General features: G+C 37.2%; 14 protein-coding genes and 1 tRNA gene. 7 read left to right on the forward strand and 8 right to left on the reverse strand.

Annotated features, from left to right (window positions below; all coding sequences use genetic code 11):
- Window positions 1-16 precede the first annotated feature (16 nt).
- Window positions 17-1,174, forward strand: a complete 1,158-nt coding sequence (locus M2265_RS15570; RefSeq protein WP_132771707.1) for a sialidase family protein — start codon at window positions 17-19, stop codon at window positions 1,172-1,174.
- 74 nt (window positions 1,175-1,248) lie between these two features.
- Here the strand turns inward: M2265_RS15570 and M2265_RS15575 are convergent, their stop codons facing one another.
- The 4 genes from M2265_RS15575 to purD form a co-directional block, all read right to left on the reverse strand.
- Window positions 1,249-1,950 carry a pirin family protein gene (locus M2265_RS15575; RefSeq protein WP_319801176.1) on the reverse strand — a complete coding sequence of 234 codons (702 nt, stop codon included), beginning with the start codon at window positions 1,948-1,950 and terminating at the stop codon, window positions 1,249-1,251.
- Between the two features lie 165 nt (window positions 1,951-2,115).
- On the reverse strand, window positions 2,116-2,856 hold the full coding sequence (locus M2265_RS15580; protein WP_132771709.1) for an aspartate/glutamate racemase family protein: 741 nt from the start codon (window positions 2,854-2,856) through the stop codon (window positions 2,116-2,118).
- 439 nt (window positions 2,857-3,295) lie between these two features.
- Window positions 3,296-3,367, reverse strand: a tRNA-Glu gene (locus M2265_RS15585).
- Window positions 3,368-3,455: 88 nt separating this feature from the next.
- Window positions 3,456-4,730, reverse strand: coding sequence for a phosphoribosylamine--glycine ligase (gene purD, locus M2265_RS15590; RefSeq protein ID WP_132771710.1), 1,275 nt, complete (start codon window positions 4,728-4,730; stop codon window positions 3,456-3,458).
- Between the two features lie 174 nt (window positions 4,731-4,904).
- On the opposite strand from purD, the gene M2265_RS15595 reads away from it, so the two are divergent.
- The 6 genes from M2265_RS15595 to M2265_RS15620 all read left to right on the forward strand — a co-directional run bounded on the left by M2265_RS15595 (window position 4,905) and on the right by M2265_RS15620 (window position 13,014).
- Entirely contained in the window at window positions 4,905-7,520 is a 2,616-nt protein-coding gene (locus tag M2265_RS15595) for a carboxypeptidase-like regulatory domain-containing protein (RefSeq protein WP_132771711.1), read from the forward strand.
- 111 nt (window positions 7,521-7,631) lie between these two features.
- Window positions 7,632-8,399 carry an enoyl-CoA hydratase/isomerase family protein gene (locus M2265_RS15600; RefSeq protein WP_132771712.1) on the forward strand — a complete coding sequence of 256 codons (768 nt, stop codon included), beginning with the start codon at window positions 7,632-7,634 and terminating at the stop codon, window positions 8,397-8,399.
- A gap of 110 nt (window positions 8,400-8,509) precedes the next feature.
- Window positions 8,510-9,193: a hypothetical protein gene (locus tag M2265_RS15605; protein ID WP_132771713.1), complete on the forward strand. Its 684-nt coding sequence runs from the start codon at window positions 8,510-8,512 to the stop codon at window positions 9,191-9,193.
- 78 nt (window positions 9,194-9,271) lie between these two features.
- Window positions 9,272-11,005: a phospho-sugar mutase gene (locus tag M2265_RS15610; protein ID WP_132771714.1), complete on the forward strand. Its 1,734-nt coding sequence runs from the start codon at window positions 9,272-9,274 to the stop codon at window positions 11,003-11,005.
- Window positions 11,006-11,013: 8 nt separating this feature from the next.
- Window positions 11,014-11,556 (forward strand): NUDIX hydrolase, encoded by a 543-nt coding sequence (locus M2265_RS15615; protein ID WP_021189368.1) that lies wholly within the window; start codon window positions 11,014-11,016, stop codon window positions 11,554-11,556.
- 144 nt (window positions 11,557-11,700) lie between these two features.
- Complete coding sequence (locus tag M2265_RS15620; protein WP_132771715.1) at window positions 11,701-13,014, forward strand: nicotinamide mononucleotide adenylyltransferase; 1,314 nt, start codon at window positions 11,701-11,703, stop codon at window positions 13,012-13,014.
- A 47-nt stretch (window positions 13,015-13,061) separates the two neighbouring features.
- On the opposite strand, the gene M2265_RS15625 is transcribed toward M2265_RS15620, so the two are convergent.
- The 4 genes from M2265_RS15625 to bshC all read right to left on the reverse strand — a co-directional run bounded on the left by M2265_RS15625 (window position 13,062) and on the right by bshC (window position 22,495).
- The gene (locus M2265_RS15625; protein WP_021189152.1) at window positions 13,062-13,892 is read right to left on the reverse strand and encodes an N-acetylmuramoyl-L-alanine amidase; all 831 of its coding nucleotides are present in this window, start codon (window positions 13,890-13,892) and stop codon (window positions 13,062-13,064) included.
- 496 nt (window positions 13,893-14,388) lie between these two features.
- Window positions 14,389-17,262, reverse strand: a complete 2,874-nt coding sequence (gene gcvP, locus M2265_RS15630) for an aminomethyl-transferring glycine dehydrogenase (protein ID WP_132771716.1) — start codon at window positions 17,260-17,262, stop codon at window positions 14,389-14,391.
- A gap of 365 nt (window positions 17,263-17,627) precedes the next feature.
- Window positions 17,628-20,795 carry a TonB-dependent receptor gene (locus tag M2265_RS15635; RefSeq protein WP_021189154.1) on the reverse strand — a complete coding sequence of 1,056 codons (3,168 nt, stop codon included), beginning with the start codon at window positions 20,793-20,795 and terminating at the stop codon, window positions 17,628-17,630.
- A 110-nt stretch (window positions 20,796-20,905) separates the two neighbouring features.
- Complete coding sequence (gene bshC, locus M2265_RS15640; RefSeq protein ID WP_132771717.1) at window positions 20,906-22,495, reverse strand: bacillithiol biosynthesis cysteine-adding enzyme BshC; 1,590 nt, start codon at window positions 22,493-22,495, stop codon at window positions 20,906-20,908.
- Between the last annotated feature and the right edge of the window lie 110 nt (window positions 22,496-22,605).

Below are 22,605 nucleotides of genomic sequence, written 5' to 3' on the forward strand. Positions count from 1 at the left end.
ACCAAAACATTATATCATGCAAAAATTATTTTTAACGCTTTCTATCCTGCTATCATCGACGATGATCCAAGCACAAGAAACGACTGTTTTTAAATCGGGAGATGACGGTTACAAAAGTTACCGTATTCCAGCGATTGTCAAAGATAAAAGTAACAATCTGATTGCATTCTCCGAAGGCCGTGTTGAACATGCCGGAGACTACGGAAATGTCGATATCGTTTACAAAGTCAGTTCTGACAATGGAAAAACATGGGGACCTCTGCAGATAGCTGTAGACCAAGATAAATTACAGGCGGGCAACCCCGCACCTATTGTTGATCTATTAGATCCACAATATCCAAAAGGACGAATTTTCTTATTCTACAATACAGGAAATAATCACGAAGGAGATGTCAGAAAAGGAAATGGAATTCGCGAATGCTGGTATATCACTTCTACAGATGGAGGAAAAACATGGGCTGCACCGACAAACATTACAACTGCAGTGCATCGTCCAAATCAACCCGCGTTCAATCCTAATTATACTTTTAAAGAGGATTGGAGAACCTACGCCAATACACCTGGTCATGCTTTACAATTTGATTCCGGAAAATATAAAGGCCGTATATACATTCCTGCAAACCATTCAGAAGGAGACCCAAAACCTGCAGGAAAAGATTATTTTGCACATAGTTATTATTCCGACGACCATGGTAAAACTTTCAAAATCGGAAATACAATAAGCTTTGAAGGTGGAAATGAAACGATGGCCGCACAGATCTCCGAAACAGGATTGTATATGAATACTAGAAACCAACAAGGAAATGTACGAAACCGTATTGTTTCTTATTCGAATGATGGTGGAGCAACATGGGATACCACTTTCTATGATAAAAATCTACCAGATCCTGTTAACCAAGGTTCTACCCTATCTTGGAAAAAAGGTAAAAATTATATTCTAGCTGTTTGCAATGCTGCCTCTCAAAAAGATAGAGATAATTTAACATTACGAATCAGTAAAGATCAAGGAAAGACCTGGTATTTTAACCATGTAGTGGCAAAAGCACCTGTGGGCTATAAAGATTCTTATGCCGCCTATTCAGATATTATTCTGATCAACAATAAGAAAATCGGCGTGCTTTATGAAAAGGATAATTACGAAACGATTGTTTTTGACACGGTGTCAATCAAATAGCAACCTGTTGCATCGAACTAAAAAAGTGTCTGAATCTTTAGATACAGACACTTTTTTACTACGTATCTCAAAATTTAAAACATGGGTACTTCAATCAATAAAACTTGAGCATCCGCTGTAGCAAGCATATCGATTTCGTTTATTTCCCAAATTCCAACCGCATCTCTGCGATTTAACTTCTCTCCAGCTATTTCGATGGCCCCCTCTAAAACAAATACGTAAACACCATTTGCTTCACTATGCAATTGATAATTAACGGTAGTATCCACCTCGATATCTGCTAAATTGAAATAAGCATCTTGATTAATAAAGACCGCTTGGGCATCTGCTGTATTGGGAGAAACGATCGTCGCAAACTTATTTTTTCGATCTAAATCCAAATATGACTTCTGATCATAACTTGGAGTCAACTGTCTTTCACTCGGGATAACCCAAATTTGAAGAAATTTAACCGGATCTACTTTACTACCATTAAATTCAGAATGCGCAACGCCAGTTCCTGCGGACATAATTTGCACATCACCAGTTTGGATATCACGACTGGTTCCCATGCTGTCTTGATGAGCCAAAACACCCGCTAACGGGATACTGACGATCTCCATATTATCATGGGGATGACGTCCAAAACCATTTCCTGCTTCAACAAAATCATCATTCAAAACACGTAATGCTCCGAAATTAACCTTATCCTGATCGAAATAATTTCCGAAACTAAAAGAGTGGGCACTTTTCAACCATCCAAAGTCAACATGACCACGTTTTTCTGATTTATGCATTATCTTTTGCATTTGATTATAATTATATGTTCAAACACACAAATAACATACCAAGCTAGAAATCAATAAAATAATGAACTATTTGACATGACAGATTGACAAATCTGTTCCTAGAATTTCTTTAAAAGACGCAGGGAAAACTTCCGTACTCAAAATAATAAAGCATTATTTCAATTTATCCGGTGAAAAAGCATAAATAAGTGCTCTTGCTAATATCCGGTTTGGATCAATTAAGGTCATGCCATTATGATCATTTTCTGGAAGAGCAAGTGGCAGTTCAGTACATCCTAAGACAATAATTTCTGCTCCTCCTTTTTTTAACTCGTCCATGGCACTATGCAATTCCAGACGGACTTTGTTGGTCACAGGAGTTGACTGCGCTTTGATTCCATATTCCTTATCATATATAGCAGCATGTATCCGCTCTTGCCAATCTTCACTTGGTTCTACAATTTCGAAACCTTCTTTCAGTAACAAATCTCGATAAAGCCCGCTGTTACGCGTACCAGTGGTAGAAAGGATACCAACTTTTGCTTTTGGATATAACGCCTTCATGTAAGAAATCGTCTCTTTAACGAGATGCAGTATTTTTATCTTTTGGTTCGTTTTAGCTAATTCCTGTTCATAGACCCCATAAATTGGATCTGCATGAGCAGTATTACACGGAATACCAACAATAGTAACACCCGCACTTTCCATCTGTCTTGTGATTGCTGCTAAAGCTATAGCCGGATTAACAGTTGAATGTCCCTTTAAATATTCTGAGCGATCACCAATTAAGTTCGGAAATGAATAAAGCATAACGGGTAAATGTTCCTGATCTGACAGCGCTATAGTTTCCTCAATAATTTTCTTATACAAGTCAAGCCCTCCTAAAGGACCAACACCTCCTACAATACCTATCATATTTCCTCCTTATCTAATCTAACTATCCCTTTCGCCATTTGCATGACCAAAAAGTTTGATTTTATTCCAAAAATAATTCCATTAAATATTTCATAGCATCGATTCCCAAATACGAATTCTAAAATGCTATGACACTTTCTCTTGACGCCTCATAATGGTTCTAAATCCAGGATCTGAACCTGTAGAACATCGCACATTCACACTTTTAAATACGCAAACCAAATGCCAAAGGAACATGTCGATCTAGCACCTGAACATCAGCATTATTTTTTGTTCATGCACACTCTTTGAGCATGAATTTATGTGTTGATTTATTAAGCTTTTGCTATTCATTTTGCGCTTTGCAAAAATGCATTTATACAGATAGAAAAAATCATACAGGTTTTTTTAGAAAACCATGGACATAAAAAAAGCGACTTAATTTCTTAAGTCGCTTTCGTAGCCCGTAGGGGAATCGAACCCCTGTTTCTAGAATGAAAATCTAACGTCCTAACCCCTAGACGAACGGGCCATTTGGCATCTCCAATAGGATATTTCCCTGTTTGGAGATGCAAATATAGATATTTTTATTAATCTTCCCAAAAAAATTGAAAAATTTTTTAAATCAAATCAAAACCGATGTCTCTACGGAAATATTTACCATCGAAATAGATTCTTCCAGCATCAGCAGTTGCCTGTTGCAAAGCATCAAACAACGTATCTTGCAATGTCGTTACTGCGATAACACGACCTCCTGCAGTCACAACATTACCGTCTTGCATGCTGGTACCTGCGTGAAATACAATCGACTCTTTTACATTTTCAATATTTGAAATCACCTTACCAGACTCATAGTTTCCAGGATATCCTCCAGCAACCAGCATAACAGTTACTGCCGTTTTTGGAGTAACAGTATAAGAGCGTGTTTCTAGATTACCTTGAGCAACACCTTCTAATAAGTCAATTAAATCGGACTCAATACGTGGCAAAACAGATTCTGTTTCCGGATCACCCATACGCACATTATATTCGATCACTAATGGTTCGCCGTCAACATTCATCAAGCCAATGAAAATAAATCCTTTATATGGAATATTATCTTTCTTTAATCCTTCAACAGTTGGCTTGATAATACGCTCCTCAACCTTACTTATAAAAGCCTCATCAGCAAAAGGAACTGGAGATATTGATCCCATTCCCCCTGTATTTAAGCCTGTATCCCCTTCTCCAATACGCTTATAATCTTTAGCTGAAGGCAATACTTTGTACGAGTTACCATCTGTTAAAACAAAAACAGACAATTCAATACCTTTCAAAAACTCTTCTACAACAACAACATCACTCGCTGCACCAAATTTAGAATCAGCGATCATCGCCTTCAGTTCCAACTTGGCATCTTCCAATGTTTCACAGATCAGTACCCCTTTTCCAGCAGCTAAACCATCTGCTTTCAATACAATTGGTAACTTTTGAGTTTCCAGATATGCAAGACCTTCCTCCAAATTTGTTTTATCAAAAGAACGTGAAGCGGCAGTAGGAATACCATGACGGTCCATAAATTGCTTAGAAAAATCTTTCGATCCTTCTAGTTGCGCACCTTCTTGCTGTGGACCGATAACAGGTATATGCTTTAAATCGGCACGGTTCAAGAAATAATCATGAATACCTTTTACTAGAGGCTCCTCAGGGCCTACCAAAACCATGTTAACATCATTTTCAAGAACAAAACTTGCGATACCGTCAAAGTCAGTCACTTTTAATGCTACATTTTTACCATACGCACCTGTACCTGCATTTCCAGGAGCAATAAACAAATTTTGAAGACGCTTACTTTGCGAAAGTTTGTAGGCGAAGGCTGATTCACGACCGCCAGAACCAATGATTAGGATATTCATAGCACAAAGATATTTGTTTTAAGCTAATATTGATAGAAAATTTCTAATTGCATTGATATCAAATTCTAAACAACGGATTATTTAATAATTTTTCGTAATTTATTCCAAATTATTGACCCTCAATGTATGAATCTTAAGGCAAGCTTGTTTAGTTTATTATTCATAATTCCTTTTATGTCATTAGGACAAACGGATATCCGACAGTTCATCGATAAATTAGGAAATTATGCTGCAAGAAATCCAAAAGAAAAAATCCATGTTCATATGGACAAAGAAAGCTATTCAGCTGGCGAAAATATTTGGATGAAGCTGTACTGCACACTTACACCAGACAACCTCTTATCCGGAGTAAGCCAAGTTGCCTATATTGATTTAATATCTCCAGATAATAAAACAGTAAATACCTTAAAAATCCCCCTAACCGCTGGCTTAGGCATTGCTGATCTAGCCTTATCAGATACCCTTATCGAGGGTTCCTATCGTATCCGTGCTTATACACAATGGATGAGAAATGATAGTACAGCCTACTTCTTTGACAAAACACTACCCATCTATAATGGTCGATCGGATAATATTACGACCGAAGATGAAATCATCTTCGATGGAGAGAAAAAATACTACGCAGTAAAACTAAAAACATTATCAGGAGTTCCCCTGCCAGAAATTAATATTAGCTACAAAACCCATCTCAAGAATGGAAAACAAAGATCCTCACGAGAAAAAACAGATCAGCAGGGTCAGCTTTTGATTGATCTTAAAGATATACCTGCAGGTGAAATCATTAATTTGTCTTTTAAATCAATAGACGGAATAATAATTCGTAAAACATTTACCGTTCCAGCAGATAAATCAAGTAACAGCCTGCAAATACTACCCGAATCAGGCAACATTATAAACCAACTACACACTAAAATAGGCTTTAAAGCTCTTAATAGTAAAGGACTGGGAGAAAAGTGCACCATCATCATTATGGACAGCAACAAGGAGAAGATAGTCGAGATGGAAACCAGTCCGCTCGGTATGGTCAGCTATCCTTTTGTTTTGGATGCAAAATTAAAATATACAGCCATAGCGACATTTACCGACGGCACTAAAACAGAAACACCTTTTCCGTCAATCAGCCTGTCAGGACTAAACATGAATGTGGGCAATCTTACTGATGACAGGGTCTTTGTACAGGTTAATGCTAGCCCTGATCAAATCAATCAGCAAGAAATTTATCTTATCGCCCAATATAATGGAAATTCATTTCATGTTTCCAAGCAAAAATTGAATAAAAACGAAGTCCTTTTTTCCATCCCCAGACAAAATCTGCCTCAGGGAGTTATACAGTTATCCATATTGGATGCAACCCTAAAGCCTTTACTAGAACGAATGATTTTCAACTATCGGGCTGATAAGATTCTTCCTATCGAAGCAACCGCTGATAAACCCACCTATGGAACCCGTCAAAAAGTAAACATTAGCGTTTTAAGCGGAAACACCACAGACTCCATTCGGGTTGGTTCATTATCAGCATCAGTTGTTAATAGCAATAAAACCCAGATTGATACTCCCTATAGATCCAGCATATATACGTCCTTGCTCTTAAGTTCGGAAATAAATGGATTCATAGAAAACCCCAACTATTATTTTTCAGATAGTAAAGACATTAAAAAAAGTGATCTGGATAATCTGATGCTGATACAAGGGTGGAGAAAATTAGACTGGGCAAAAATAGATGAAATGTCTGATCCAAAATATAATTTTGAAAAAAATATATCCATATCAGGAACAATAAAAAAACTTGGTAGAAAAGCGGTTGTGCCAAAAGCAACTGTTACTCTGATCCCTACAACCAATATGACTGCCGCTATTGATACGCTAACGAACGAAGCTGGAAAATTTTCTTTTGATGACCTGTTATTTACCGACAGTATCAAATTCATTATGACGGCAAAATCCGATAAAGATAAAAATAGACTGGACATTGAGCTTGATGAAATCGAGGAACCAGCAAATGGTATCAATAAAAATTTACCTGAAGTACTGAACAATATAAACACCAAATACTTAGGAAATATAAAAAATGCACAAGCCTACTTTGCACAGCTAGAAGCCGCTGGACTCAAACAGCGCTCCATACAACTCGAAGAAGTTAAAATTACCCGCACAGCAATAAAAAAGGCCGTTGCCAATTCAAGTAACTTAAATGGACCAGGCAATGCCGATCAAGTACTTACAGAAGAGGATCTGTCAAACTGCAGTACATTAGAACAATGTCTAGTCGGACGACTCACAGGTGTGATGTGGAGGAACGGCGTACCTTACAATACCCGAGGCAACGGACCTATGCAGGTTGTCCTCGACGGCATGTACATAGAAGGTGATCAGATCTCGATGTTAAGTGCCGCGGATGTAGGGAGTATTGAGGTCCTGAGAAACATTAATCATACTGCAATCTATGGTTCATATGGAGGCAATGGTTTAATTGTAATTACAACAAAAAGAGGCAATGGCGCTACAACTGCATTTAAACCAACAGGCATTCGTACCATTATACCGAAAGGCTTTAACCTGAGTCGAACATTTTATAAACCCAGCTACGAAGCAAAAAATGTATCAAAAATAGTTTCAGATTTAAGAACGACAATACACTGGGAACCCAACATCATTACCGATCAAGTTGGAAAAGCAAGCTTCGATTTTTATACTTCGGACGAAAAAGGTCCATATACAATAATTTTGGAAGGTATAGACTTCAATGGAAAGATAGGCAGGAAAGAAATTAATATAAATGTGGTTGAATAAATTTACAAGAACAGAAATCTTATGAAATATCCATATAGTACAAACTGCACAAACACCAATGAAAATACGTTGGATATTCCATATGGCCTTTTTAAAAAAAAATAATTACATATGAAACATATACAAATCAAAACGGAAGACCGTATCGCGAACATATTTTTAGACCGAGGAAAATCTAATGCAATGGATACGGTGCTGCTTGAAGAACTAAATGCTTGTATACACGATTTAAAATCAGATGTGGCTATTGAAGGTGTTATCATTCATGGCAAAGAAGGTTTTTTCAGCGCCGGTTTAGATCTGATCACATTATATGAATACAATGAAACCGAAATCAGAGCCTTCTGGTCACTCTTTTTCAAAACAACACGTGATCTAGCTTCGTTTCCAAAACCAATTGTATCAGCAATTTCGGGTCATAGCCCTGCAGGAGGATGTGTTATCGCAATCTGTTGTGATTATAGGATCATGGCAGAAGGAAATTTTATTATCGGCCTAAACGAAATTCCAGTTGGATTAATTGTACCAGAAAGTATATTTCACCTTTATAGCTTTTGGCTAGGGAAAGGGAATGCCTATCGCTTTTTACTTGAGGGAAAATTACTGTCACCACAAGAAGCCCTTACAGTAGGTCTTGTTGATGAAGTCGTGCCAGCAAATGCAATTCACACCGCCGCTTTACGCAAGATCAAATCAGTAACCCAGTTTGATAAAGAAACATGGAAAACCTGCAAATTGAACTTCAGAAAAGAACTTCTAGAAAACCTCGGCGCAAAAGAGGAAGAAACGATTGAAAAAATATTAGAGCAATGGTGGAAGCCCTCAACTCGTAGTATTCTAAAAACAATCATACACAATTTAACGAACAAAACTAAATAATTCAATTAATTTAAGATTAACGTACAACGTATTTGAATAAAGCAACCGTTGTTCTATTTTTGTAATTAACTCGGATTAATTAAAATCCGCACAAGTAGATGATAATAACCATGGTGAAAAAAATATTGGGAGTCTGGCTCATTGCAGTTTTTCTTTTCAGCAGTTGCAATAGAACTGCTGAAAAAAAGGAAAGTCAACTGGATTCTATCGATACGATAGCAAAAGATACACTGCCGATCCCATCAGATTCAACAGATACGATCCAAGAACAAGCACCACAGGGCGAATCATTAGACGCGGCCATAATGAATATTATTCAAGCATTTAACAAACAAGATTCCAAGGCGTTAAACAATTATATTGACAAAACGGTCGGTTATTACACCATCTATAGACCTGGAGTGCAAGCCATCTATACACATGCTGTGGCTTTTGATTTCAATCATCCAATACCCGATTATTACCCTTATCCGCATACCAATTTCTTAGGAAAGGTTACTATAGGGCAATTGCCAGTATATGACTGCGGAAAAGAGGCCTGGAATAAAAAAGGGTTATTTTGTAATAACAAACAACATCCAACAGAACTATCGCATACCGCAAAATTCATGAACGAGATCTCGGATGCTAAAATATCAAATGCTGAAATTCAAAAACTAAAAGCTTTAGAAGCTAAAAGTTACCGCATCATACTAACCGATAAAAACGCTCCACTTATCTTCCACATCACAAATAAAAATGGTAAGTGGATGTTTACGGTACTTGATCGTGCTTATGGTGGATGTGATGCCTAACAATAATGATTTATTTCACATTAAAAGCATTACATTCCTAAAAAATATTTACTTTGACAGTTTAAATTCACAATAACAATGAATAGTCTAGATCAGGATTTACAAGCAAAAGTCAACCAATGGCTTAGCTCAGAATACGATGAAGCAACAAGAGCTGCTTTACAAATTTTAATTGATAACAACGAAGTAACTGAACTAACAGATTCATTCTATAAAGATTTAGAATTTGGTACAGGAGGTTTACGTGGTATCATGGGTGTAGGATCCAATAGGATAAATAAGTATACCATCGGTAAAGCAACTCAGGGGTTGGCAAACTATCTAAAAAAGCAATTTCCAAATCAGGTCATTAAAGTAGCTGTAGCTTACGACAGCCGCAACAACTCGCAAAGCCTAGGAAAGCTGGTGGCTGATGTATTTGCGGCAAATGGAATCCAAGTATATTTATTTAATGAACTGCGTCCAACACCTGTACTATCATTTGCAATCCGTCACTTTGCCTGCCAAAGCGGGGTCATGCTTACCGCCTCACATAATCCAAAAGAATATAATGGCTATAAGGCCTATTGGAACGACGGATGCCAATTAACAGCTCCGCACGATATAAATGTCATTACAGAAGTTAATGCTATCCATAGCGTTTCGCAAATATCATTTCAGCCAATTCCAGAAAATATTATACCTGTAGGTGATGAAATTGATGAAATTTACATTAATGAAAATAAAAAATTAAGTATCCACCCGGAGGCTGTAGAAGCTCAAAAAGATCTTAAAATCGTATTTTCTCCCATTCATGGAACAGGAATTACAATTGTTCCAAAATTATTGGAAGCGTGGGGATTTAACAATGTTTCCATTGTAGAAGAACAAGCCACTCCAGATGGTAATTTTCCAACAGTTATTTATCCTAATCCAGAAGAAGAAGATGCTATGGCATTGGCCAAGAGAAAAGGTGAAGAGCTGGATGCTGATCTCGTACTAGCAACAGATCCCGATGCTGATCGCGTTGGAATCGCAGTTAAAAACGATAAAGGTAGTTTTCAATTACTGAACGGTAACCAGATCGGTAGTCTACTTGTTTATTATGTATTAAGTTCTAAAAAAGAACAAAATCAACTTAATAACAATCCCTATGTTGTAAAAACAATCGTCACAACAAATCTTCAAGCTGAAATTGCCAACCATTTTAATGTACCTTACTATGAGACCTTAACTGGATTCAAATATATTGGCGAACTAATGACCAAATTAGGCGATTCAGCGACATATTTAGTTGGCGGAGAAGAAAGCTATGGTTACTTAGTCGGAAGTCTTGTACGTGATAAGGATGCCCCAAATGCATGCGCATTCTTAGCAGAGATGACCGCCTATTACAAATCGAAAGGCAAATCTTTATATGAAGTTCTCCTTGACCTGTATCAAGAATTTGGATGCTACCAAGAAAAATTAGTTTCATTAACTAAAAAAGGTAAAGCTGGTGCAGAAGAAATCAAAGCAATGATGAGTAACCTGCGTGCCAATTTGCCTAAATCTTTAGGAGGCATAGCTGTTGTAGAAGTTCGTGATTATGAAAATTCGGTCGCCATAGATATAGCCACCGGTACTAAAACAGTCATTGATCTCCCGAAATCGGACGTCTTACAATTTATCACTGTAGATGGTGATGTTATTTCTGCGAGACCATCAGGAACAGAACCTAAAATAAAATTTTATTGTTCAGTAAAAGCACCATTAACAGCTAAATCGCACTATGAACAGCTCCAAAAAGAGTTAGCCACAAAAGTGGACCGAATGATGGCCGATATTATTTAATCGTACGAATGGAAAAGTGGAAATTACTATCATCAGAATATATCTCGAAAGCACCTTGGGCTACCTTACGAAGGGATACCTGTGAGTTGCCTAACGGCAGTATTAATGATCATTACTATGTGCTAGAATATCCAAACTGGGTCAATATGGTCGGTATAACGGAAGACAATAAGTTGATCGTCATCAAACAATATAGACACGCTGCAGGCGAGGTTATTCTTGAAATACCGGCAGGAACGATGGAAGAAGGAGAAGATCCACAATTTACAGCGGAGCGAGAAATGCTTGAAGAGACAGGTTATTCTTTTACCAAGATTGAAAAAATTGCGGAACTTTATGCCAACCCTGCTACAAGTAAAAATATTACACATACTTACCTCATGCAGGGAGGAAAGAAGATCCAGGAGCAAGACCTAGATGAAAGTGAGCAAATAGATGTTTATTTGATTTCTATCGAAGAAGCAAAAGAATTGCTGTTGCAAAATAAATTTGGTCAGGCACTTCAAAGTTCAGCCTTATTTTATGCCTTTCACAAATTGAAAATATTTTAAGCATATTTAAATTAAAATTTCATACAGACCAGTAACAAAAGGGTTATTTTGATATCAAAATAACCCTTTTGTTATAAATTGATCAAATATCATCTTCCCTCCCATTCCTTTTCTGCAGGCTATCATTTTTTGTACCTTTGTACCATGGTAAGAGAAATATTTGAAACCAAAAGAAAAGCACTGAAAATAAATCTGAATCCGGAGATTTACGGCACCTTTGCTGAAATTGGAGCGGGTCAAGAAGTTGCACGTAACTTTTTCAATGCAGGGGCGGCATCTGGAACAATCGCCAAAACAATGTCGGCTTACGACATGACTTTTAGCGATGCCATCTACGGAGAAGAAGAGGATGGCAGATATGTAAGCCGCACGCGTTTAACGAAAATGCTAAAACACGAGTTCGATTTATTAACCAAGCGCTTACATGGTGAAAAATACTGTAACAAAAAGTTCTTCGCTTTTGCCGACACCGTTACTACGCTAAACTTTACAAAAACAAATGAACCTCATGGTTGGATTGGTGTCAGATTTCAACACGAAGTCGACGGCCCTACCAACGATATCATTATACACGTAAGACTGCTAGATAGCGACAACCAGCTACAACAAAAAGTATTGGGTATCATTGGAGTCAACCTCCTTTTCGCAGCCAATTATTATACCGATAACGTGCAGACGATGATTGAGTCATTAGTCGACAATCTATCTGTAGGCTCTGTAGAAATTGATCTTGTAAAAGTAACTGGCCCGTTGTTTGAAAATGTCAATGAAAGATTGATCAATTTATACCTCATTGCTAAAGGTTTTGCAAAGGCCGCAATCTTTAAACCAGATGGCAAAGCCGCACAGATCAAAGATTACCTTTACAAAAAGAATATCATTCTTCTAAGAACGAAATATAGACAAAAATCTCTACCTAACTTTGATCTATTCAATCTTGCTGTAGATCAATTTAAGAAAAACACAGGCGCAACATCAGAAAACACAGTAGTCCTGATAGAGGTATTAATGGGCAATGTACTTGAAGAGGATCATATCATTACCGATAAAGATCTCGAAGAATTTGCACACCGTGCCGAAGAGCTATGTTCAACAGGCAATAATATCATCGTCAGCAATTTCAGAAGAAATAATCATCTTGCTGAGTTTATCAATAATTTCAAACCAAAAAATATTGGTATTGCGACAAACGTTTCCAATTTAAGAAATATCTTTAATTCGGATAATTACAACAAGGAGCATTACACCAATGAACTTCTTTCCTATATTTCGGGAATGTTCAATAAGAATATCAAGCTATATGCATACCCATACTTATTGAAAAAAGAAAATAAGATTATCACCACAAAAAATATGGCCGTTTCTGAAGAAGCCAAACCATTATTTGATTTCTTAATTAAAAATGGCTACATCATAGACATTGAGAATTACGATATCAAATATGTTAAGACGGTATAGATGTCACAATAACAATAAAGAGCTCCAAAATTTGGAGCTCTTTATTGTTATAAGAACTTTTTATAGATCGAATATAATATCTTCAGATCATTTTCCTTCAGCGTAGCGACATTTGCATTCGTCTGGATGTAATGCTGTTTAAATGCCTTAATAGCTGCATCCAAATTCTTTACATCGTAACCAATAATTCTCAAAGCCAGTTTTGGATTAAAATCAATTGGTGGAGTTTCCAGATATTCTTCATACCAGTAACCAAAACCCTTATCTGCTAATACCTTCCAGGGAAATCGTGATGGATCATTTTTACGAGTTGGAGCTAAGTCCATATGACCAATGAAGTTTGCTTGAGGGATGTTATATTTCACTTTAAGATACGAAAGTAACTCGGTCAGTGCATTAATCTGTGCATCTGTCCAAGGATCTGTTGTTCCATTATTATCTAATTCAATTCCAATAGAAGAAGAATTTAGATCCGTATCATTACCCCATTTACCAATTCCTGCATGATGTGCACGATAATAATCATTGACCATCTGCACCACTTTACCGGTACGGCCAACAACATAATGAGCACTTACACCCGCCTTTTCAGAATGAAAGGTACGTATGGTCTGTCCCAGTGAATCCTGAGCAGTATGATGAATCACAACATAGTTTGGTTTGCGAATCCCAAAGTTTATCGATGCGATCCATTCTTTTTCAACCGATAGCGGTAATTTACCGATAGCTTGGTTGATAACAGGACTTGTAGCATATTCTTTGGCAAGTAACTTTGCTTTTTTCTTATAGACTTTCTCAGTTGCGGCATACTTACCTGTCGAACAGGAAGCAAATAGCGCTGTCATCACTAAAAAAGTTATTGTTGATTTTACTTTCATTATTAATATAATTACTTCAGAAGCACTTCATCTCATTTATGCATGATAAATACGTATTCCAACATCTTGCTTTTCCGTCCAGTAAACATTCCGTCAGCAAGCTATTCACAAAAATGATATCATCATTATTGATGCTGCACAAAAAAGACAATCCGCGTCGTTAGTTAAGTCATGTAAACTTGAACTTGGATTTTCATTAAAACACAAAACAAACTTAGATAAATTTGTTTTATTTACAATTATAATTGCATCATATATAAGACATCTTCTTTCTTTTACCTTTTTTGAGATTCATCATTTAGCTATGACAATCCTCTCTCTACTCCCGCTACAAATGAATTATATTTAATCTTACTTCCTCAAAAAGTTAAGGTATTGAACTGTCCACCATCCATCATGAGCAAGATCCTAAAGATGACATGCTCAATATTATCTTTTACAAAAAAAGCCTTCATCTGTATTAGATGAAGGCTTTTTTATTTTATTATATTTTTGATTAAGCTTCTGCGTACTCTTCAATAGAAGGACATGAACAAATTAATGTTCTATCTCCTTGTGAATCGTTTACACGACCAACAGAAGGCCAGAACTTACGATCTTTTAAATAAGCCAAAGGATACGCTGCTGTTTGGCGAGAATAAGATCTAGTCCACTCGTCAGCAGTTACAACAGATGCAGTATGAGGCGCATTTTTCAATACGTTATCAACCTGATCTACATCACCCGCTTCAACCGCAGCAACTTCTTGACGAATAGCGATCAAAGCATCACAGAAACGATCTAATTCAGCTTTAGACTCAGACTCAGTAGGCTCAACCATCAAAGTACCCGCTACAGGGAAAGAAACTGTTGGAGCATGGAAACTATAATCCATCAAACGTTTTGCGATATCAGCAACTTCAACACCCACATTTTTATATGCACGGCAATCTAAGATCATCTCGTGTGCACAACGTCCATTTACACCAGAATATAATACTGGGTAGTGGTTTTCCAAACGAGCTTTAATATAATTTGCATTTAAAATTGCAGTTTTTGTAGCGTTCGTTAATCCATCTCCACCCATCATTGCGATATAAGCATGCGAGATAATTAAGATAGAAGCAGAACCAAATGGCGCCGCAGATACTGCAGTGATACCCTCTTGACCAGAAACTTCAACCACTTCGTGATTAGGTAAGAAAGGTACTAAGTGTGCTGCAACACCGATTGGACCCATACCAGGACCACCACCACCGTGAGGGATACAGAACGTTTTATGTAAGTTCAGGTGACAAACGTCAGCACCGATACGACCAGGGCTTGTTAAACCAACCTGCGCATTCATATTCGCTCCATCCATATAAACCTGTCCACCATTTGCATGGATAATTTCACAGATTTCAATAATAGGTTCTTCAAATACCCCATGCGTAGATGGATAAGTCACCATAAATGAATTTAAATTCGCGGCATGCTCTGCTGCTTTTACTTTTAAATCCTCAACATCAATGTTACCACGATCATCACATTTAACAACCACAACTTTCAATCCAGCCATAGAAGCGGAAGCAGGGTTTGTACCGTGAGCGGAAGCAGGAATTAAACAGATGTTACGGTTATGGTCTCCACGACTTTCATGGTAAGCACGAATAACCATTAAACCGGCATACTCTCCTTGAGCGCCAGAGTTTGGTTGGAAACTCATCTTAGCAAAACCTGTAATTTCAGATAACCAATCATTCAACTCACCGATCAACTGCATATAACCAGAAGTTTGATCTGCAGGAGCGAATGGATGTAAACCGCCGAAGTTAGCCCATGTAACTGGAGTCATTTCAGCAGTAGCATTCAATTTCATTGTACATGATCCCAATGGAATCATAGAATGACATAATGATAAATCTTTTGCTTCCAAAGATTTGATGTAACGTAACATCTCACTCTCTGAGTGGTAGCTATTGAAAACTGGGTGTGTTAAGTAATCAGAAGTACGAACCAAATCAGCAGGAAGAGCTGATGTTAAAGATGCCTCGATAGATTCGAAATCAACATCAGCCAAATTTTTAGCTTTTACTTTAGCAAATACTTTTACAATCGTTAAAATGTCTTCATAAGTCGTTGACTCATCAATAGAGATCCCTACAACAGAACCTACATAATTGAAGTTCATTTCGTTATTTAAAGCCTCAGATTTTAATCCAGCAACTTCACCACCTAATTCAAAACGAACAGTATCAAAGTAGTTTTTGTTCAATTGCGTATAACCCAACTGTTGAACAGCTTGGTCTAACAATTGAGCCAAATCGTGAATACGGCTAGCAATATTCTTGATTCCCTGAGGACCATGATATACGGCATAGAATGACGCCATAATTGCTAATAAAGCCTGTGCAGTACAGATATTAGATGATGCTTTATCACGACGGATATGCTGCTCACGAGTCTGTAATGCCATACGCAATGCGTAATTGCCATTAGAATCTGTCGTAACACCGATAATACGGCCTGGAATATTACGCTTAAAAGCGTCTTTAGTTGCGAAAAAAGCAGCGTGAGGACCACCGAAACCCATTGGTACACCGAAACGTTGTGAATTACCAACAACAACATCAGCACCCCATTCTCCCGGAGGAGTTAATAACGTTAAACTCATTAAGTCTGCAGCGGCACAAACAGTAATGTTTTTGGCATGCGCAACAGCAGTAAAAGCTTTATAATCTATAATTGAACCATCTGCAGCAGGATATTGAACAAATGCAGCGAATACATCATCCGTTAAACTGTCTTCAGAAATAGCTTCAATACGAAGTTCAATTCCAAAAGATAATGCACGAGTTCTTAATACATCGATCGTTTGTGGATAAGCATTTTCAGAAACCAAGAAAACATTAGCCGCTTTGTTTTTACGAGCCGAATAAAGCATAAACATACCTTCAGCCGCAGCAGTAGCTTCATCTAATAAAGACGCATTCGCGATCTCTAATCCTGTTAAATCACAAATAACCGTTTGAAAATTTAACAAAGCCTGAAGACGACCTTGTGCAATCTCTGCCTGATAAGGTGTATACTGTGTATACCATCCTGGATTCTCAAAGACGTTTCTTTGAATAACACCTGGTAAAATCACATCAAAATAACCTTGTCCGATATAAGACTTGAAAACTTTATTTTTTTCTGCAATTTGTTTTACCCTTTTCAAATAAGCGACTTCGCTTAAAGCAGCAGGCAATTGTAAAGCTTGTTTTGCACGAATCTGTGCAGGAACAGTTTGCTCAATAAGTTGGTCAAGCGAGTCAACGCCTAAAAATTCCAACATTTCTCTCGTTTCAACCGATCTTGGTCCGTTGTGACGATCTTCAAATTTTTCTTGAAAATGTATGTTACTCATGTGTGCAAAAAATTAGTGCCTTTCGCTAGATTCTTACCTTTTTTGGTTTTATTAAAAATAATAGCAAAACAGCTGCTTTTTGGATGTGCAAAGATACATTTTTTCAAGTCCTAAAAAAAGCAGATTATGTCTGTAAAAATAATTATTAGAATACCCATACAAAACAATCGTTTGCGATCTCATCTGCACACAAAATTTAAGCTCAATTTCATCATCTAGAGCAAGATTCTAATTTACCCGACATAATTCCTGATAACAAATGCTCGTTATGCACGATGTCAGTTCGCTTATCACCCATACCAAAATAAAATCATAAAAAAAGGGCCTTTTCTCATTTTGAAAAGACCCTCTTATAAGTTGAAATATTAGAAAGAGTAACGTAAACCTAATTGAAATTGATATGGATTTCCAGAACGTGAGATCACTCCCGTATTTGCTACGCTATAATTATACTGCTGTAATGTCGCATCAAACTGAGGTAAAGCATTTCCGTCAGTATCTTTTCCACCCAAAGCATATAATCTCTGGTTCCCAATGGCTTCATTTACACCCCAAGTTTTCTTAAATAAGTTGGCAACGTTAAAGAGATCACCAGATACCTCCAAAGCATGGTTTTTGTATAAATTGAACTTTTTAGCGACCCTAAGATCAATTAAGCCATAGAAACCATTTATCCCTCCGTTACGTTTTGCTATTTTACCCTCATATTCCTTAATATAATCTTTGAGGCTTTGATTGGCAGCATTATCCAATAAGTTATTTAAACCATCTACTATACGTTTTGGCGTACTTGGATTATTTGGATCAAAAATATAAGCTAGATCATTATCATTGCTGACAAAATCGCCGTTGATATTACCTCCTGCCAACAGACTATAACGTGTTCCTCCAATACCCGAATAACGAACACCTACACTCACGCCATAAAATGTTGGCAAAGTACCATATATAACCAATTTATTGCGGAATTGATTATTGGAATAACTCATCTCACTTAAATCTCTTGGATCATCTTTCACTGCTAAAGACAGTGTTGCTGTATTGGCCACATTTCCATTGAAAGAAGTATTATCCTTCACGTCATTCCACGTATAACTGACAGAAATAGATCCATCCTTATAGTATTGGTAACTGGCATCCAATACCACTGCAAATTGGTTGACCTTTCCTTTAGAATTCATTTCCAAAACACGTCCGTATTTATTAGAAATCCTTCCCTGCTTCCAATCTGGAGCACCAGCAACGATAGAAGATGCAGGAACATATACGCCCCTGTTGTCTTCATTCGCTAATCTAAAGAAAGGATCATTTACCATATTACGATCTACATACATATAATTATTACGTCCCAAATTCATATATCCTGAAAGACTCGCTTTGAGTTTTTCTGTAAAGAAATGCGTATAAGATACGTTTGCCTTATACACCACTGGAATCTTCGCGTCAGATCCATAGGTATTAATGGTCGGTGTTTGAAATTGTGCCAATGTTGGCGTAGAAGAAGGATCTTTTCTATATCCAATAAAATCAGGATTAGGCACATCTTTACCACGCACATCTACAGTCGCAAAATGCTTACCATCAAAGGTCAGATTATTGATCGTCATATAATTGTTGATATCCGAAGCAAAGATACCTCCTCCAATACGGAAAAAGTCTTTCCGTTCCTCATTCACATCCCAGGTCATCTGAAATCGCGGTTGAGCTACAAAAGACTTCAGTTTATGATCCGTACGTACACCAACTTCTTTTAACAAATCTTCGTTCAGAGGAGAAGTTGGGTAATGTCCATAATCCAATCTTAATCCTGCTACTAAATCCAAACCTTTAGCTAATTTGGTCTGTAGCTGTCCATAAACACCCGCATTAAATATTTTGCCGACAACCGTTGGATCTGCCATCAATGGAACTTCACGATAATAATTGTACGGCACCATTGCTTCAAAATTTTGTAAAGCAGTATTTCCGTTATCGCTTGGTCTAAAGTGGAAGCGTCCATTCACTTCGCTACCATACACTGAATTTGCATGCGTATACATTAAGTCAACACCAAAAGTATAATTTATATTGTCTGTACTGTAATAGATATTATCTACAAGCTGAAATACATTATTTTTAAAAGCTTCCTGAGCAAAACGATGTCCACCCAATTGCAGTGTTTTAGTACCAGTGGTAGATTTTATATCCTCTACAATTGCGCGCGGAATATTTTTACTCGGTAAAAGATCCCCTGGACTACTACTCTGATAAGTATAAAGGTGCTGTACTTTTAATTCATTGGTTATTTTAGGAGAAATCGTTGTACGCAATGTCGCTAATAAGCTATTGTCAATATTTTTATCATTTCCATAAGATTCATACATCATGATATCCTTATTATCCTGCAAGCCAAGCCTATTCATATCGTTTGTAAAATTGTTACGGATGGTCAAGAGGTTCTTGTCATTAATTTGCCAATCAATACGACCAAAGATCGCATTTGATGGACGTATTTTGTCAAAAGAACCTGTCTGTGCCTCCTGGCCCATACCATATTTTCTTTGTCCGATGTCAACAAACTTATCCAGATTGTCTCTTGTAATGCCAAAACGTTCTTCATCTGCAGTAGAGGTTATATCGGCTATAATTAATGGGCGAGCATCACGTTGATGATCCCAAGCGACAAAGTAATGAAGCTTATCTTTAATGATTGGTCCCCCCAAAGTGAATCCATATTGGTAAGTGGAGAAATCATTCATCCGCTTTTTACCATTGATATCATTAGGACTGGATAGCCAATCAGCCCGAGAATACAACCAAGCACTACCCTGTGTCTTATTAGTTCCTTGTTTTGTCACGGCACTTACAGTACCCCCACCTGCTCTGCCATAAGTCACATCATATTGATTGGTCACCACTTTAAATTCCCGGACAGCTTCAATCGAAATCGAAAATGGTGCCCCGCTTCTGCTTGTTGTTGAACCGGCAGATGTTGGATTCTTTGCGTTCATACCATCAATGGTAAAGTTGGTCGAAGAACCAAGCTGACCACCTATATTATCACCTTTACTCAATGGTGATAGATCCATTAAAGAGGTAAAGTTTCTTCCATTAACCGGCAATTTTGCGATATCCTTTGCCGTGACGGCAGTTGCGGCACCTAAATTTTCAACCTGATTTTTTAATGTATTTGTACCTTTAATCTCTACTGTCTCTAGTACATTTGAAGAATTTTGAATGGAAATATTCAATCGAACAATATCACCCTGATTTAAATTATATCCGGTCCGAACCTGTTCACCATATCCAACATAGGAAACTTTCAATATATAAGGACCGCCCAATGGTAGCTCTTTAAAATTATAATCGCCATTTGCATTGGTAGATGTTTTTGTGGTGAAGCCTGTCGATTCATTTCGAACCTCTACAGAAGCGCCTTGAACACCTTTAGCGTGCTCGTCTGTAATCTTTCCAGCAAAACCAGCCTGAGTTGTCTGCGCATACAAACCAGTACCAATGACAGTTAAACATGTTGTGAGTAGAAATTCTTTCATCTAGTATTTTGTTACATTGTTATGCAACAAATCTAACCACCCCCTGTTAACTAGAACTGAACTGTGTGTTATCAAATTATAAATGAAAAAAGTCAGCTTTGAGCTGACTTTTAATAGAGTATCGTAAACTTAAAATCCAATGGATTAAAATGCTTATAAAGTTCATCGAATAAAGTATCTCCATATTTAACATAGAGAAGACCAAAATTCTCAGACCGTTCCTGCAATCCACCACCGGGAAACAGACGTTCTTTGATATGGTCGATATTAGACAATGCATCTTTATGATTCCGCTTTTCGGCACGCATTAATTTCTTTTCCAGATTATTAATAGCTTTTTTTAACCGTGCTTTAATCGCTTCCGTACTTGGTGATAAACTAGGATCTATCTTGTGCGTACGAAGCTTTATTTTTCCGAATATGGCATTTAACTCCATCCATTCATCATTTAGATTTAAACGATGTTTCGTTTGCCGACGCACAAATTCCTTCTTTAGAATTTCACTATCCCGGAATATACTTTTAAAAGTAAGATCCTGTCTAAAAATCTTAGACACCACATTATCTTCAGTAATCATGGCAGAATTACGTGGTATTAAAATTGGAAAATCAATTCCATATTGATCAAAATTTGCTTTTAGCTGCATCCAATAAACCATTTCTGCCCCACCACCAATATAAGCTAAATTAGGTAAGATGATTTCCTGGTACATAGGACGCATAACCACATTCGGACTGAATCTTTCTGGGTATGTATCTATTTCCTTTTCAAGCTCCGCTTTTGTAAAGTAAATATCCTGATGTAAAACCTCATAACGACCATCAGCATTTAAAACAATACGTTCGCGAAATTCATCTGTCAGATAGAAAAAATTGATTTCACGAGCATGCACCTGTGTGGCAAAACCGGCTTTTTCCAAAGACTCAGATGTCTCTTCTATTGCTTTAAAGCTTTTTTCAGTTAAAATATCTTCTGTTATGATCGGTTTAAAAACGGTTTTTAGCGCTTTGTCATCAGCATCAATAATAAGCAGGCCAAATTTCTTAAACAATTCATGTACAAGATATCGGGTAGCATCGGCTAAATTATCATGCTTGAGATAAGCATTCTCAACAATACAGGCAAGTTTACAAGAATGCTCAGAAAGCCCTAAAACACCGGTATACTGCTTTACTGCCTGAACAATAGAATCCGTATCCATCCTTCCTGTAGCTGAAACCGCGGGAGTATCCCAAACGATTTTTTTGCCTGACAATTTCGTATGGTTTATTTCCGCAAAATCATGATCTTCCGTAGCCATCCAATAAACAGGAACAAATTCTTTCTCTGGAAACCTGACTTTAAGATCATCTGCTAAACGAATAGCTGTTATGATTTTAAAGATAAAATATAATGGACCAGTAAAAATATTGAGTTGATGTCCCGTTGTAATGGTATATGCGTTATCAGCAAGTAATTTATCAATGTTTGCTGCAACGTGAGGAGCGGATTCTAGTAAATCGCCATATTGTGCTTTTAATCGATCAACTAAAAGCGTACGCGAAGGAAAAGGTTTTTTTTCATTAATTTGCTTTTCAAAACCAGCGAAAGTTGGCCAATTCCCGATAAAGGGAACTAAAGCTTCATCCTGATTTAAATAAGCAATAAGTGTCTTAGAAAAGCTGTTGGTTTCGCTGTAGTCTATATAAGTTGCTTTCATTCGTGATTACATTTGCACTAAAAACAGAGTAATATACATAATTGCTATACAAAATAAGCAATTAATATTTTCTCTGCGCACAAATGTAGTGTTTACGAATAAAAGCAACG

It is taken from the genome of Sphingobacterium kitahiroshimense, assembly GCF_025961315.1.
In the GTDB taxonomy this organism is placed as follows: Bacteria; Bacteroidota; Bacteroidia; order Sphingobacteriales; family Sphingobacteriaceae; genus Sphingobacterium; species Sphingobacterium anhuiense.

Excerpts from the sequence above, each read along its gene's own strand:
- M2265_RS15570 (WP_132771707.1), top strand. The coding sequence starts at position 17 with ATGCAAAAATTATTTTTAACGCTTTCTATCCTGCTATCATCGACGATG.
- M2265_RS15575 (WP_319801176.1), bottom strand. The coding sequence starts at position 1,950 with ATGCATAAATCAGAAAAACGTGGTCATGTTGACTTTGGATGGTTGAAA.
- M2265_RS15580 (WP_132771709.1), bottom strand. The coding sequence starts at position 2,856 with ATGATAGGTATTGTAGGAGGTGTTGGTCCTTTAGGAGGGCTTGACTTG.
- purD (WP_132771710.1), bottom strand. The coding sequence starts at position 4,730 with ATGAATATCCTAATCATTGGTTCTGGCGGTCGTGAATCAGCCTTCGCC.
- M2265_RS15595 (WP_132771711.1), top strand. The coding sequence starts at position 4,905 with ATGTCATTAGGACAAACGGATATCCGACAGTTCATCGATAAATTAGGA.
- M2265_RS15600 (WP_132771712.1), top strand. The coding sequence starts at position 7,632 with ATGAAACATATACAAATCAAAACGGAAGACCGTATCGCGAACATATTT.
- M2265_RS15605 (WP_132771713.1), top strand. The coding sequence starts at position 8,510 with ATGGTGAAAAAAATATTGGGAGTCTGGCTCATTGCAGTTTTTCTTTTC.
- M2265_RS15610 (WP_132771714.1), top strand. The coding sequence starts at position 9,272 with ATGAATAGTCTAGATCAGGATTTACAAGCAAAAGTCAACCAATGGCTT.
- M2265_RS15615 (WP_021189368.1), top strand. The coding sequence starts at position 11,014 with ATGGAAAAGTGGAAATTACTATCATCAGAATATATCTCGAAAGCACCT.
- M2265_RS15620 (WP_132771715.1), top strand. The coding sequence starts at position 11,701 with ATGGTAAGAGAAATATTTGAAACCAAAAGAAAAGCACTGAAAATAAAT.
- M2265_RS15625 (WP_021189152.1), bottom strand. The coding sequence starts at position 13,892 with ATGAAAGTAAAATCAACAATAACTTTTTTAGTGATGACAGCGCTATTT.
- gcvP (WP_132771716.1), bottom strand. The coding sequence starts at position 17,262 with ATGAGTAACATACATTTTCAAGAAAAATTTGAAGATCGTCACAACGGA.
- M2265_RS15635 (WP_021189154.1), bottom strand. The coding sequence starts at position 20,795 with ATGAAAGAATTTCTACTCACAACATGTTTAACTGTCATTGGTACTGGT.
- bshC (WP_132771717.1), bottom strand. The coding sequence starts at position 22,495 with ATGAAAGCAACTTATATAGACTACAGCGAAACCAACAGCTTTTCTAAG.